The organism is Kaistia defluvii (genome assembly GCF_026343955.1).
Lineage (GTDB): Bacteria > Pseudomonadota > Alphaproteobacteria > Rhizobiales > Kaistiaceae > Kaistia > Kaistia defluvii.
In genome coordinates, this window is the sequence record NZ_JAPKNI010000004.1 from 363,997 (window position 1) to 379,114 (window position 15,118).

The 15,118-nt window shown below is 58.7% G+C and carries 10 protein-coding genes; 1 reads left to right on the top strand and 9 read right to left on the bottom strand.

Annotated elements, in window-relative coordinates:
* From pglZ to OSH10_RS12675, 7 genes are all read right to left on the bottom strand, one after another.
* Complete coding sequence (gene pglZ / locus OSH10_RS12645) at window positions 1-2,508, bottom strand: BREX-1 system phosphatase PglZ type A (RefSeq protein WP_266332118.1); 2,508 nt, start codon at window positions 2,506-2,508, stop codon at window positions 1-3.
* The gene (gene pglX, locus OSH10_RS12650; protein WP_266332119.1) at window positions 2,501-6,049 is read right to left on the bottom strand and encodes a BREX-1 system adenine-specific DNA-methyltransferase PglX; all 3,549 of its coding nucleotides are present in this window, start codon (window positions 6,047-6,049) and stop codon (window positions 2,501-2,503) included. Before pglX ends, pglZ begins: the two co-directional genes overlap by 8 nt.
* Complete coding sequence (brxC, locus tag OSH10_RS12655; RefSeq protein WP_266332120.1) at window positions 6,049-9,588, bottom strand: BREX system P-loop protein BrxC; 3,540 nt, start codon at window positions 9,586-9,588, stop codon at window positions 6,049-6,051. Before brxC ends, pglX begins: the two co-directional genes overlap by 1 nt.
* 3 nt (window positions 9,589-9,591) lie before the next feature.
* Window positions 9,592-10,197 carry a DUF1788 domain-containing protein gene (locus tag OSH10_RS12660; RefSeq protein WP_266332121.1) on the bottom strand — a complete coding sequence of 202 codons (606 nt, stop codon included), beginning with the start codon at window positions 10,195-10,197 and terminating at the stop codon, window positions 9,592-9,594.
* Window positions 10,197-10,799, bottom strand: a complete 603-nt coding sequence (locus OSH10_RS12665) for a DUF1819 family protein (protein ID WP_069709526.1) — start codon at window positions 10,797-10,799, stop codon at window positions 10,197-10,199. The genes OSH10_RS12660 and OSH10_RS12665 overlap by 1 nt, the downstream gene beginning before the upstream one ends.
* Window positions 10,796-11,671 (bottom strand): WYL domain-containing protein, encoded by an 876-nt coding sequence (locus tag OSH10_RS12670; RefSeq protein WP_456077684.1) that lies wholly within the window; start codon window positions 11,669-11,671, stop codon window positions 10,796-10,798. The genes OSH10_RS12665 and OSH10_RS12670 overlap by 4 nt, the downstream gene beginning before the upstream one ends.
* Before the next feature lie 293 nt (window positions 11,672-11,964).
* Window positions 11,965-12,936 (bottom strand): LysR family transcriptional regulator, encoded by a 972-nt coding sequence (locus OSH10_RS12675; RefSeq protein WP_110780663.1) that lies wholly within the window; start codon window positions 12,934-12,936, stop codon window positions 11,965-11,967.
* A 207-nt stretch (window positions 12,937-13,143) separates the two neighbouring features.
* On the opposite strand from OSH10_RS12675, the gene OSH10_RS12680 reads away from it, so the two are divergent.
* On the top strand, window positions 13,144-13,773 hold the full coding sequence (locus OSH10_RS12680) for a TetR/AcrR family transcriptional regulator (protein WP_266332124.1): 630 nt from the start codon (window positions 13,144-13,146) through the stop codon (window positions 13,771-13,773).
* Here OSH10_RS12680 and OSH10_RS12685 read toward each other — a convergent pair.
* Both OSH10_RS12685 and OSH10_RS12690 read right to left on the bottom strand, forming a co-directional pair.
* Window positions 13,768-13,989 (bottom strand): DUF2274 domain-containing protein, encoded by a 222-nt coding sequence (locus OSH10_RS12685; protein WP_038148826.1) that lies wholly within the window; start codon window positions 13,987-13,989, stop codon window positions 13,768-13,770. The genes OSH10_RS12680 and OSH10_RS12685 overlap by 6 nt on opposite strands.
* Before the next feature lie 2 nt (window positions 13,990-13,991).
* On the bottom strand, window positions 13,992-15,092 hold the full coding sequence (locus OSH10_RS12690) for a TrbI/VirB10 family protein (protein ID WP_456077685.1): 1,101 nt from the start codon (window positions 15,090-15,092) through the stop codon (window positions 13,992-13,994).
* Window positions 15,093-15,118: the final 26 nt, after the last annotated feature.

Consider the following 15,118-nt stretch of genomic DNA (forward strand, 5'->3'; position numbering starts at 1 on the left):
TCAGAAATCGAAATCTGTACTGATCCCGCGTTTCAGCAGCAGCGGCTGCGAAGCGTGATCTTCGAAATGGCTGGTCTTTCCGATGCGCGTTCGCAGCTTCAGGAAGACTGTCTGATTGTTATAGGCGTCTGCCGCCTTGGACAGCAGGAAGCTCCGCGACAACTCGCGCTCGCGCGGGTTCTCAGACGTGAAATCGAATTCCAACTCGGCTTCGTCTGAGATGAGTGTTTTATCGTCGGCAAAGATGGCTGCATGCACCTGCCGGGGCTGCTGCTTGTCGGTCACTGGCTCCGCCTGATAGAAGGTGACCTGGATCTGGCCCGTGGTGATCTGAGCACGGGGTGGCGGAATGATCTGCACCGAAACCTGTCCGACATCCTCCTTGCGCTGCTTGCCGACACGCAGGACCGGCAGGACGATCTCCTGCAGGCTCGCCCCGCCATGGACAAAGCGGCTGCCCGATCCTTTGACGCGCAGGCGGTTGATCGAGTTCGGGATCAGAATGTCCTGCTCACCTTCCAGCCCAAGCTGTGCAGCAGAGAACTTCTTCATGCCGCCACTGCTGTTAAGGCCCCGGCCGATCACGAAGCGCCGGTTTCGTGTAACGATCTCGCCCTCCGGCTCGCTCAGCGCGAAGCCGCTCTCTTCCAGAGCCTTGTGCTGCCACAAGAAGCCGTGATCGGCGGTGATCAGGATGTTCGAGAAATTGGCCGAAGTCAGCTTCCGCACCAGCTTCACCAGATCCTCGATGGCAGCCTCTGCCGCAGCTGGGACATTTTCCTCGGTGGTGAGCTTGTCGCCAATCGCGTCGATCTGGTTGTGATACAGATAGAGGACATCATGATCCCGGAAGAGGTCTTTGCCCTCCGATGATCCCAGATTCATGAAATCCTTAGCCGCGAGAACCTTTACCCGGTCTCCAGCCCGGCCCGCAGCAAGCGCCTTTTCACGCGCAGCGGCCCCCATGGTGCTTTCACCGTCCAGCAGCACCAGATCATTGTCGTCGCGGATCGCCAGTTGTCGGTGCGGCAACAGCGCCGCCATGCCAAGCTGCGTGTAGCTCGGCAAAACCCCGATCATCGGCTTCAGTTCAGCATCGAACCGATTGAGCTTGCGTATCTCGCGCAGTGCCTCTTCGGCCACCTCATAGCGCAGCGCATCCGAGATAATGACAACGACCTTCTGATCCTTGCGCCGGTATTCAGCAGCCTGCCCCCGGTAGAAATCCACCTGACGTGGAAAGCCCGGGACCGCCCAGTCCGTGAGGCGAGCCACCTGATCCTGCCAGGCATCGTTCAGCTTCAGCACGAAATTCGTGGTGTAGCGGTTCTCGACCGCTTCATAGAGCGCGGATAGCAGCCCCGACTGCCCGCTTTTCTGCATGTGATAGATGAACTTGCGATAGAGCTGATCCAGCCGGAACCAGCTTGCGGAATAGCGCTTCACGCCATCGGACAGGCTGGTCATCGTCAGATCGGCCTCGGCCAGCGCCTGCTGAAACTCGGTCGCATAGCCAATGGCCTGATAGACATCCGCGTAGCGGCTATACCAATGGCTCTGGCGGCGATCACGCACCCATTTCAGCACATCAGTCGCGGGCAGGCTCTGCCGGGCAAGCCCCTCAACGATGGCGACAACGATCCTCCGGTCCACTTCCTCGAAATGATCATGCGGCATGAGGGTGCGAAAATCGCGGGAGGCCAGATCGTCCCTGATCTTCAGCACGTCCTGATAATCGCCCGACAGCTTCTCGAACGCCTCACCCCACCGGCGCGAGGCGCTCCAGCGGCGGAACATCAGCGCGGCATCGGTGTTCAGGGGGGCAGCTTCTCCCATGGCTCGCGCCCAGGCGCTGGAAAACAGCGTGATGGCGAAATCCTGAAAATCCGGCGCATCCGCCGCATAGCCATAACGCGCGGCCACGTCCTTCCAGAAGAACTCCGTCAGCCCGACCCGATCCATCAGCTTCAGCGCGTCATCACAGCCTTCGGCCAGTTCGGCCAGCAACGCCTCGATCACCGTATCGAGATCGCCATCCGCACCGGCGCAGACCGCCAGCATCTTGCGGCGGACATCGTTGGCGCTTTGCGAGGGCCGCTCGCGCTCAATCGCGCGCAGCGCTTCCAGCCGCTTGCCGGAACGGTAAAATTCGGCGTGATCGCGGACGGCGGCTTCATACTTCGCCGGAATGCCGAGATCAGCCACCCAGATCGCCGCTTGATCGGCGCGGAACACAGCGCTGGCCAGTTGCACATCCAGCAGCCAGTTCTCGGGCATCGGTGGCTCGGGGCCGTCCTTATAGAGCAGGAACCGCGCCTTCGGCTCCTGCCGCAACATGCGGTATTTCAGGCCGAATTCGTTGTTGGCGATCTCCAGTTTGTTGACGCCGGGCAGGTCAACCGCATCGAACGCGGCGCGCAGATCGCGGGCGGCGTCATACCAGAAGATGATGCGATGGCCCTGATCCTCATAGAGTCGCATCAGGCCAGCGGTGATACGGTCAGTCATCCGCAGCCTCCAGCCCCTTGATCGGCTTCAGCGCACCGGCAAACAACGGGTAGTTGCGCTTCACCCCGTCATCCAGATCGATGGCGATCTTCTGCTGCGCCATGGGGTAGACTACATCGCGTTCCCATTCGGTCAGCTCAGCGATCTGCTTGATGACCGTGGCTGTTTCCTTCTGCGCCTTTGTTTGCTGGGCGGGCGTGGCGGCAGGATCAACGGCCAGCTTTTCCAGCCGGGTGCGCTCCACCTCCAACTTATGGATGAACTCGCGTACATATTGATTCAACACGACTGAGACGGTGTCAGGCCGGTAGCGGTGCATATAGATCAGCGCGTTGAAGCTGCCCGTGGGGCTGGAGAACATCCAGTAGATCGGGCGCTTTTTATAGCGACGCACATGATATTCGAAGAAATCCTTCGTGAACCAGCGGCGCAGATCCTTGCCGAGCGCCGCCTCAACGAAGGCGAGGTTTTCGCGGAACTTTGCCTCGCCAAAGGTCACGCGCAGGAAATCGCGGGCGCGGGTGACGATGTCATCGGCGAACCAGTCAGCATCCAGCACCGGGATGACATTGTCGCGGTCGGGTGCGAAGCTGGGTTCCGGCACGCGCGCAAGATATTCCTCAATCCCTTCGCCCTGATTGGCGAGGATCAGGCCCGGCGCGTCGAGGCTGTAGCGTCCGAACATGCAGCCCACGGCATAGTGGAGGAATTCGGCCATCGTATCCTCGCGCAGCCGCGCCTCGCGGTCCTCTTCTGAACCCTTCACGCCATAACGATAGGCAGGGTTGCAGGTGAGAGTAATTTCCTCGATCGGCACTTCAGACCTGAGTTCGTCAGCCAAGCCATAGGCGTCGATGAAGATGCGGTTGTTCTCTTCCTCCAGCCGCTGCATTTCATCGGTCATACCCTGCCAGTGGGCGCGGAGGCGGTCGTAGCTGGCCACCAGCGTCTCGCCACGATGATCCGGGGACAGCAACGGGAGCGTGGTGAAATTCCACGAAGTTTCGTGGGCATCCCAGTCCACCTTGCTGCAAGTTATGATTTTTTCTACGATCTCCGATGTACGCGATGCTGCTGCAGTTCGGGTCTTAGCAGGCAGAACGGGTATTTTACTCAGATGTTCAGCTTCAAAATTGAGAGTTGGAGACAGTGCTTGCAATACCGCCGTTACTACGGCGGAGTTCAGTAACCCCGTAAAATATTCAAAATCTTCTTTACCCTCGAAGAAAACAGCCGACCCGGCGACATCAAAGATAAATCCTGCGGGAAAATATCTAACCGCAAAAGATCCCGTTGATATCTTCGACCAGCTCACGCTCTGACTAAAGTAATGTTCTTGATTTTTCAGACGCCCGCCCGGACGTGTTTTGTTTAGCTCTTCATGAAACTCCTTGATTTCCTCTCCATCGTTTTCGTAATTGATGATAAACTCCTGATTCCCATACCAGCGACGAAACTCGCCACCTTTATTGTAGGGAAACCATTTCCGAGCGCTAGCAGAAGCAGACGCTCTGCTTGCATGTCCAAACCCGATACTCTGACAAGAGACCTCGGTCCAAGCACGCAAGAAGCGGCCATTGTCTGAAGTCGTAGCACCTTGCCTCGGCTTTGCTATTTCACTAAGACCATTTAGCGTACGAAACAGTTCGTAAAAACGCTCAGTTTGCCAGTAAACGATTGGACTGCTAGGAATCTTAGCAATGTCCTCTGCCGATGAGCGATATAACCAGCCGCAGTTCGGGTTTTGGATAGCCTTCTGAAGCTGTAAAATCTTTTCTCTTTCGGACTCGCCTTCGATAAGACGAATAAACTCACCTTTCCTGCCCCTATCATGAGCGTTTTTAATTACGAAAGACGTTGTCGAAACTACAACACCGCCAATGGTGTCAAATCCGCGTTCGCCGATGTGGGCCATGGATAAGATCGTTGCGTTCGACAACAACTTACCTCGCAGCTTTTCATAAGATGACAGAAACATCCACGACTGCATGTTTATCATCGCCATCAGGCCGCGCTTGACGCAAAGCCCAAGCGCTCGCTCCATGAACACAGCGAAGAGGTCAGACTTGCTATCGGGATATTTGGCCTTAACGAAGTCACCCAGTTTTCCGTTCATCCCTTTGCCGCCCATGTAGGGAGGGTTGGCGACGACGACGTGATACTTGGACGCCAGCGCCACGGCCATGCGCAGAACGGCCGCCACGCGCTCCAGAACCGACTTCAGCACAAGGTCGGCGCTTGCAATCAGCGCTTCCACTACCCTCAACGTCTCATCCGGATCGCGCAGCTTCGGCACGATCAGCGAGCCGAAGTTCTTCGCCTGCTCGAACTGCCCCAGCGTCTCGCGCAGCTCATCGGTGAACAGATCCTTGCCCACCACGGCGGCCACGTCCTGCATCTCGGCAAGCGTGAAGCGGACATCCTGCAGCACGACGATGTCGGGCTTCGCTTCCATCCGCAGGAACCGCCGCCGTCCCAGCTTCGCCGCCGCCTTCATCGACAGCGCGAAAGCCGCCAAAGCGCCGGCGCGGTCGTCAATCTCGATGCCGGTCAGGTTGTGCTTCAGGATCAGGCTGGGAATCTCGGCTGCGTCATGGCCTTCCTCGGCATAGATTTCATACAGCAGGTCAAACGCATATGTCAGCATATGGCCCGAGCCACAGGCCGGATCGCAGATGCGGATATCCTCGGTCCGGTTGATCCGCAAAAAATCCGTCTCCGGCTCTTCTGGCGCTATGTAATAGTCCATCTTTGCCGCCAGCTTGGACTGCGGACGGTTCAGCAACCACAGCCGCCCCAGCGAGTTTTCCACCAGGTAGCGAACGATCCAGTGCGGAGTGAACAGCTGTGTTGCGGCGGGGATATTCTCCGCAGTGATCTTCTGGTTCTTCTTCAGGCCTGCAAAGACCTGATCCTTCTTCTCGCTGATATAGAACTGGTACAGCCAGCCGATGATCTCAACATCCTGGCAGGCCTCTTTCGTCATCACGTCGCGCAGGCGGGCAAGGATGCTGTCCGGCGACAGAAGATCGTCGGGTATCAGCAGCTCGGTATAATCCTCGGCCCGGTCGAGCATATCGGCGCGCTCAAACATATAGGGCATCGCGCCGTGCCATTCGTTGCAGGCATGGATCAGCAGCAGCCGATAGGCCTCCGCCTGCCCATCATGGGCGGGGCGTGTACCGTTCAGATATTCGGCAATCTCAGGCCGGGCGCGATCCGGCAGGTTACCGGCCATCGCCTCAGCCAGAATCTCGGGCCGGGTAGCGCCATCGGCAGGAGATACGACGCGGGGGTTAGTCAGGCCCGTGACGTCCATGAAACGCAGCGCAGTGAAGCGGTTGAACCAAGTATAGGCTGCTTGCTCGATCACGTGGGCGCGGTTGCTGTTGGCGGCGGCTTCCAGCTTGGCAATTGCTTTGGGATGCTCGCGGCGCGCTGCTGCGCCTTCGGCCAGCACCATGTCCAGCCGGGCAGTGACCTGATCGATCAGCAGGTTGCGCGCGCTTTGCGCAAATTTCTTCAGGGCGTTGGTATCCATCAGACAATCACTTTCTTGCCCGCGCCGATCTCGGCCAGCAGGGTCTTTTTCATCTCATCAAGGTAGCGGGTCACATCGTCCTCATCTTCGAGATAGGTTTTCGCGAAGGGGACGGTGATCGACTGCGCCTTGATATATTGGGGTTTCACCGGTGCTGGCGGCACATATGGCGCTGGCTGAGGTTCGGCCACGCCGCCAGCGGGCTGAGGCTGCGGTGCCGGTGTTTGCGCTGGTGCTGGCGTCAGCTCCGCAATGCGGGTCAGCGTGTCAGCCAGAAGATTGGAGCGCACCTCGGTCGCCAGATTGCGCAACGCCGGGATCAGGCTCTGTGCGGCAAGGTCTGATTTCCGCGCAGTAAGCCCTTCGCGGATGCGCGCCTGCTGCTCGGGCGGCAGTGCGCCAAACTCCGAAGTCTGGGCGACTTTTCCGGCAACCTCATCAATCGCTGTGATGACAGCGTTGCGCTCAGCCAGAACGGTTTGCTCGATACGCTCCTTCAGGGCGTAAAAATCCGCTTTCAGTTCCTGAATTGCGGTGCCCTTGTAGCACTGCGGATCCTCAAGAACCTGACGCAGTTTGTCGGCGGCAGCACCTTCGGAATAGCCAAGGTTCTGATCCTGCTTGGTCAGGAAAGAACGCACCTCATCGTAGATGCCTTTTTGTGGTCCGCGCATGAAGCTGCGGACTTTGTCGAAGACATCCTCTTTTGCATCAAGAAGCTGGTCTTCCTGCCCGATCGGTCCGGTGATGAACCAGGTCGCCGACTGGTCGCGCATCCCATCCAGCATGGTGCGCAGGGGATCGAGGGCGGCGGCAAAGGGATAGGCTGCAATGGCGCGACTCTCCTGCTCGACATCGCCGAGCAGCTTGCGCAGTTGCGTCTGCCACTCCGCACCCAAACTGCGCGCGTCATTGCCAGAGGCGGGAAGATCGAACAGCTCCTGAAACAGTTCGCGCGATTTGCGGATCTGGGCAGCAGTGAACTCGATCTGCGGGGAAAGCAGAATGTTGCCAAGGGCATGGCTGTTGCGCAGCCCCTGCACCAGCGCATCCCCTTCCAGCAAAGCACTGTCGGCCCGAGCCTCAAGCTTGCCGCGTGCGACGAGGCTCGCGGTCAGGCAAAGGACGGCGATGGAAGGCCAGCCATAAGGTTTTGCTCCGAACTTCTCGACCAAAGCCTTGACCGAGACCCGCGTCCCAAGGCGCATCTGAGCCTGAGCATGATTCAGCACGTCCTGCTCGGCTTCAGTCAGACCGCTGCCTTCGCCGCCGAAAAGCCCGCCATCGACGCGTCCGGCTCGCCCAAGATCTGCTTCGGTGTAAGTGGCACCGCGCAGGACAGGCAGGCTGGTATGGACCTTGTCCACCAAGACCTGGAAACCTTTGACCAGCCGATCCTGCGGATCTTCGCCACCGATCTCCAGCTCGGCACCGCGCACGAAGAGCCGAGCATCCGCGATAAGGCCGCGCAGCCGCTGCACCAGTTCCTTTTCGCGCCGCGTATTCTGGTCACGCTTCTCCGCAATGATACGATCACGACCGGGTTGGGCGTCGCCGCTGGTGACCTGACGCGCAAATTTTACGGTCTGGAGCCAGAGGACGAGATCGCGCGTAAAACGCACATCACGCCCTAGCAGGACAATCATCTCATCGCTTGCCATGCTGTTCGAACGAACCACATCCGGTGCGTCGGAATCGTCGCTGAACGGCGAGATGATATTGACGGAAAGCTCATGTTCCCGGTTCAGGCTGTGGCCATCAAGCTTGCGGGTGAAAGCGTAATCGACACCCGTGCCGGCATGCTTGATCTTGCCGTGACGGAGGATCGCGCCGAACGCCAGTTCATCTAGCTGCCGTTCTATCTCGGCGGGATCGACGGCGATTGCCTTGATCTCGGCCTCGACGTCCTTTTCCTCATTGGTGAGGAATTCATAGACTTCGCCGTTGCGCTGGATCAGCGTCTGACGCTCCAGAAGCGACAAGGCCTCCTCGATATTGCGGCGCTGCTCGGTCTGGTCCGCCTCGAACCGGGACAACAGGAGGATCGATATGTTGCGGGCAGTCGGTTTGAATTCCTTGACGTATTTGACAAGGAACAACACCTTCAGCACCCGCACGGCAAAATCATCGCCAAGGTTCTTTTCAGCCAGTTGGATTGACTGCTGAACCGATGATTTCAGGGCGGTGCGAATCCCCTCAAACATCAGGTCAAAGGTCGCCAGCCCCCCAACCGGCGTGTCGGCCAGCTTTTTGGCCACCTCCTGAAACACCCCCAGCATAGAGCGTTCGCCGACCGAGCTGTGCTTACCCTCAAACGCGTTATGCTGCGAGAGGCCCATGATCGCGCGCTGGAACAGGTCATACTGGTAGTTCGGGAACGGGTAGCTCGCGACGAACTGGTCTTTTCCGGAGAAGTTCCTGAACTTGAAAGAATTATCGCCGAAATCGAACAAAGTGCGCAGGTTGTTTTCCTCAGCATCATAAAGATTGCCAAGGGTGATCTGACCAGCCTCGGTCTTGGCCAGCAGACGGCGCTGGATAACTTCGGCCACATCCTGAGAGTTCAGCGGCATCCGGTTGGCAAAGCGCGCCTGGATTTTCGAGAAGTCATTTTCTTGCTGCGCCGTCAGATCCCCGATGACCGAACCCATGTCCTGCTGGGCGGTGACGACAATCCAGGCCTGCCCCTTGCACTTCGTGTTCAGGCTTTCGGCAATGGTTTGCAGGTTCGTCATGAGCTTGACGTTGTCGGCGATATACTGCCCCACCTCATCGACGAAGAAATTCAGCCGGAACCTCGGCCCCTGCGCATCGATCCACGACTTCACCATATTGGCGAAATCCTCGATCGAAACCTTCGTATCCTTACGATACTGGCCAAGAATATCCTTGACCTCATCGCCCGTGACCTCGGCAAAGGCGGCGGCAATGTGCTTACCTTCCATCAGAGCCTGTTCGCGTCCGCGCTCCCAAGGCTTTCCGGAAGATTGCGCAAAGGCCGCCTTGAAGGCATCGAGCTTGCCGCGACTGTCCAGATCACGCTCGAACTGCGCGATATGCGGGAGCTTGCCATAGTAGCCGCACATCTCGTCAAAGACCTTCTGGAAGACGGCGAGAAGCGCATCGACATCCGCCTTCGAGATCACATCCGCCTTCTGGTCGATATTGAACAAGACCGACCGGGATGGAATCGACACTGCCTTGCGCAAAGCGCCCGCCAGCATCGGGTTGCCCGCAAGCTTCCGCTCAAAGATTTCGACGGCACGCTGCCCTTCGACCTCGTCATTCTCCAGCAGAAGGGCGAGCATCTTCAGCAGGTGAGACTTACCTGACCCGAAGAAGCCAGAAATCCACACGCCGTTCGCGGTATCATAATTGTTGTAGGCGTCGAGGAATTGCTCCAGCCGAGCGCCGATCTCATTGGTGATGACATATTCATCGAGCTCGGTCAGGAGGCTGGCCTTGTCGTCAGCCTTGATCACCCCATCGATCGAACGGTCGACCGGCTTGGCAAAGATATCACGCAGAAAAGTAGCCATCGGTCAGACCTCGTAATTCATGATATTGAACGCGCGGTAGTATTTGTCGTCATGGAGTAAGCCGAACAATTCCAGCGATGCTCCTGTCGCCAGCGCGTGCTTGTATTTTCCCGGAAAGAACATGACCGTCGGGCGATCTTTCGCGGTGCTTTGCAGGTTGTTGAGTACGTTGTGCGACCGTAGGTAGGGGTAAACCTCGCCTACGCCTGACAGGAAGATCACGTCGTGCGGGACTTCTTCGATGTGCCGCGCAATCTCTGGAATGAGGTGTGCCTGCGGGTCCAGAACCCCCTGCAACAGTTCCTTGAGCTCCGCCTTTTCCGTTTCGGCTTCAACCTCAAGGATCTGCTCGAAGATACCCCGGTCTTCGAGGATCCTGATCGAAAGATCATAGAGATCAATATCAAGTACGCGCACACCGGCGTGGCTCAGCCGGGCGATCAGATCCTCGCGATCCTCGCCCAGGCTCAGTCCGTCTTCGGCATCAAAAGCGCAGATAAAAAAGGGAACCTCGTTTCCCAGCCCTTGCTTTTGCAAGAACCGATCGCTGGAAACTACCCTGAATAGGTGCTCGGCGCGGGCGCGCCGATCAGTTTTCGTGCCCACCATTACCCCCCATTTCCGGGAAAGACCTGCAAGTCCGCCGGATTACTCTCCTCAATCAGCCGCTTCATGCGCCCCGATAACCAAATCGGCTGAATTCTACCCTCGACGCTTATCAAACCAACTTCACGTAGTATCCGAAACAAGACCTGACGCAATTTTGCGCAGGTTGAAGCTGAAAGAGCGGCGAGGCCGGGATCGCTTTCAGCCTTCTCCGCGAGAAAGCGGTCAAAAACCTCATGGCCCAGGTCGAGCCGCCATGATTGGTAGCGTTCGCTGATCACCTCGACTGCGAATTCGTGGACAAAACGATAGGTCCGGCAGACCGCCAGCCACATCATCGCCTGCTGCTCGGCGCGGTCAGCCTCTACCGACAGGTAATGACGTTCGGCATCGGAGAGATGGCCTATCCGGTCGTACACTTCACGAAGCGCGCGGGTTTGCGAGGCCAGTTTGGGTAAGGATGACGCGCCCTGGGCCAGCAAACGCTCACGAGCAGATGCCCAGTTCTCACCGGGTTGATAAGCTTGAGCAATCACGATGCTCTCATTGAGCATCAGCCCGCCCACGCCAAAGGACATCCGATATTTCGCTGCGGCCACCATCATTTAGGTACCGCCCCGCTTGCTGTGTCAGCCTCATCGAACTCATGCTGTGCACGCTCAAGGGCGGCGGCAACCTCGTCTTCGTCAGCCGCAACGATATGCTGGGTCCGGGGATCACGCAGCCTAGCCCCATCAAGGAGTCCTAGCCGCTTGAGCACATAGAACAGCATGGCGTAGCGAACTGTCAGCACAGCGCGCCCGTCCGCCATGTTGTAATCCTTTGCGACCACCGCCTGCTGACCGACCGACAGATCAGGATGCGGCACAAGGGTGATATCGAAGGTTTCCTGCCACAGCCGGTCCTGTGCCGCAGCAGCACCTGGCTCGCCCAACTCGCCGAATCCAAGGACACGCGAGAGCAGGAAATCCTTGAAGCGCTCCGTTTCATGGCACCAGGCCCGCACATGCCAGCGCAGACCATCAAAGCCGAAGGCATGCGGGGTAATACGCCGCCATGCCGGATCGGGCCGATCGCGGTTCATGGATTGGTAGTGAAGGTCCAGCGACCTTTCCTCCCGCACTGCCGCCAGAACTGAACGCAGAACTTCGATATCGACCTTACGGCGCAAAGTCAGAGCGATATCCATGTCAGGCGGGGCAGCGAGCCAGTTCGCCCCCGCGTCGGCGAAACCTTCCGCCATCGATCGAAGCCGCATGAGATAGGCGTCCGGGTCCGGATCTAGAAACACCGGCTGAAATTCCGGGCCGGCTACGTAGCGGCGAGCGCTTTTGTCATAGACCGCATTCTGCGGCGCACGCTCCTGATAATGGGTCAAGTCCTTTGACGCCTGCGGAACGGAGACGCCAAACGTATCGATCAGGTCAGAGCGATTAACACCCCCCTCCCAGAACAGGCGGAATTCGATGAACTCCAACCGCCTCTCGACACCCCATTTCAGCATTGCTCGTCCCGCCGCACTTGAAAGGATAAAAAGTATATGGGACACCTTGCGATGTCCGTATATTTTCTATTCTAACAAACCTCAAACTGTCAAGCCCGAGGAAGGCCGGATGCGCACCGTGTCACCGTGCACAAACACGACGGGGCAAAAACGCTATCGAAGTCGGTCAGCCTGGACGTGGGCAGGGCCACGACATCTTCGATGCCGACACGGTCAATGTCGATTGCAGCCAATGCTACGGCGTGATCGTACAGTGCCGTCAAACCCTATTTTCGCCGGGCCAGCCCTGTCAGCGATCGTGCCAGGCTCAACAACCGCCGAGACGCCGGATTGTCGTTTTGCGCGGACCAGACCATGCTGAACGGCAGCACCTCATCCGCAAGTTCCCGGTAGGTGATCCCTGGAAACTGGGCGACGGTTGTTGCTTCGCTCGTCAGAGTGAGGCCGCGACCGAGAGCGACCAGCGATAGGATATTGTCGCGGCCGACCTGCTGAGACTGAATATCGAGATGGCGGCCGAGACCGGCAAGGTGAGCAACCAAATAGTCGTGGATCTCCTGACCCGGCGCAACGTCACTCACAATGAACCGCTCGGAGACCAAATCGCCCCATCCAAGTTCCGGCTTGCCCGTCAAAGGGTGGTTATCGGGCAGCACCACGAAAACCTTCTCGCACCATAAATGCTCCGCCTCACAGCCATCCCATGCCGCGGTTCCCGTGATGAATGCGACGTCCAGACAAAGTTTCCGGACAGCCGCGATGTGCTCGGGCGGATTGCCGTCAATAAGGTCGACCTGCACGTTCGGGTGGCGCGTGCCGAAGGCACGCAACAGATCGAACAGAAATCCTGACGCAAGGGACGAAAATATCCCGACCTTGATCAGCCCTTGCTCCGCCCGGCCAACCGCCGCCACCTTGGTCACCCCAATGTCGATCTGGCGAAGAGCATGGCGAGCGTTGCGCAGGAATTCCCGCCCGGCAACGGTCAACCGCACCCCGCCAGCATGGCGCATGAAAAGCGACGCCCCGAGTTCATCTTCGAGATCACGGATTCGTCGGCTGATGGAGGATTCCTGCACAGAAAGCGCGGCAGCAGCCTTGCGAAAACTCCCATAATCGACGGCGGCCACAAAATATCGCAACTGGTTCAGCCGGACCGCAGATGTGCCGGGTCTCCCCTCAACGACTTTTGTGAGGCTATCATCAGGCGAGGTCTGATTGTTCCCGATCACAGCCATGGTGCATCATCCGAAACAGCGTTCGGTTTCTGACGGGCACCCCGCCATCATCAACGCGAAAATCGATCTGTGTGCGTTCATCGGCTCTCCGCACATCCTCAAACTAAACGACGTTCAGTTACCGAATGCTGCTTCTTGACTTCCGCCCCGTCAACGCAAAAAGTAAATGTCGTTTAGTTTTCACGACAAGTTGCAACAGGCATCCGCATGGCCCGTCCCCGGAAAGAGCAAGAACTTGATATTGCTCGTCGCGCGATCGACGAAACGATCCGGCTGCTGTCAGAACGTGGCGACCTCGACGTACCGCTGACTGCGGTCGCGCACGCCATCGGTTGCACAGCGCCAGCGCTTTACGGCCATTTCCGCAACAAAAGCGCCTTGTTGCGCGCCGTTCGGGACGAAGGTTTCAACCAGCTCTACAGAGAAAAGCTGGCCGTCTTCCAGCAGATGCGCGGCAATCCATTCGGCTATTTGCGTGATGGCAGCTATGCCTATGTCCGCTTTGCCCTCGAAAGCCCCACGCTGTACCGACTGATGTTCACACCGCCGCCACGGCTCGGAGTCAGCGATGATCCATGGTCGGGCGAAGCTGGAAGACAGATACTAATTCTATTGCTGACGGGACTTCGCTGCTCTCAGGACCAAGGCTTTTTGCCCGGCATGGATCTGAGCCGTTACAGCTTCATGTTCTGGTCAACGGTACACGGCGCGGTGAGCCTCACCCTTCAGAACCGGGAAATGGATCAGACCGCCAAATGGGATGCGACACGAAAGGCCGTCGATACGTTGATGGAAATCATCGCCGCGACGCGCCATGACTCGCTCGGCACCTCATGAGCGAGACCTTCGGGCGCTGGCAAAGCCCCGATCTGTCGCAATGAACCGTTCCAGCATCGGCACAATCAGCCTGACAGGATCGGCAGCGGGCTGGCCGGTTTCGCGAGCCAGCACTTCTGCATAGGCGGCAAGATCGCGGTGCAGCGGCCCCGGCAGTTCCACCGTCACCTTCACGGGCTTGTCTTCGATGAGGGGGCCGAGTTTCAGCTTCGTCATGGTCAGTTCCTATAAGGTTCGAGTACGAGATCGCGGGTAATGATGACCCTGACCGGGTAGCCCGGCCGGATCGTCAGGGTCGGCGCGACCTGCAACTGGCGCTGGACGATCTGTTGCCCGGCCTGATTGATGGTATCCTGCGCTCCGTCGCGGATGGCGCGGATCAGACGATCCTCGTCGTCGGTCGCCAGTTCCGTGCCGATGCCGAGCAGCGTGGACAGCCCCGCCGCTTTCATCAGATCCCACCAGTGGTAATCAACGCCATCTTCCAGCCCGGCATAGCCGGAAGCGTCCGCACCGGGCTGGCGCTCCAGCACGATGGAGCGGCCGTTGGGCAGGATCAGACGGTTCCAGACCAGCAGCACGCGGCGCTGACCGAATTGCACGCCCGCATCATACTGGCCGATGATGCGGGTTCCTTGCGGGATCAGCAGCAGACTGCCGGTCGGACTGTCATAGACATTCTCCGTCACCTGCGCGGTGATCTGCCCCGGCAGATCAGAGCGGATGCCGGTAATCATCGCCGCCGGAATCACTGCCCCGGCCTGCAGGATGTAGGGCGAGGCAGGCGCCATGATCCGATCCATGGCAACGGTCTGCCGATCCACAGGACCATTGAGGAAAGCTGTGTGCCGGTCCTGCGTTTCAGGTTGGGCACCAAGGTCCGGCCCCACAAGCCCCGGAATCGTTGAGCCAGCTGTCGTCGCCACTCTTGGCCCGGACTGGAAGAACACGGTGCTAAGACGTGCGGCTTCTTCCTCGGCAAGCCGGCGCTCTTCGGCAGGATCGCGGGCAGGCGTCGCCATGGCGGGCGGCGTGACGGGCTGACCCCGGTTCTGGGCATCCAGGATCGGGCCACCGAGATCGCCCGGCAATGCCGGCCCCAGGACCGGCCCGGTATAATCCTTCGGCAGACCTGCCAGTCCATCTGCCGTGGCGCGGTTCTCGGTCGAATAGAGTTCCTCACCGTTTCCGCTCATATCGCGCGTCTGGAGCGCATAGATCAGCGCCCCGCCGATGCCGAGGAGCGCAACAGCTCCGGCACCGGCCAGCATCTTGCGCGACAGGCGCGTGACGCGCGGCGGCTCGGCACGCAGACGCATCGGCGTTGGGTTGGTGGTAGCCTCTT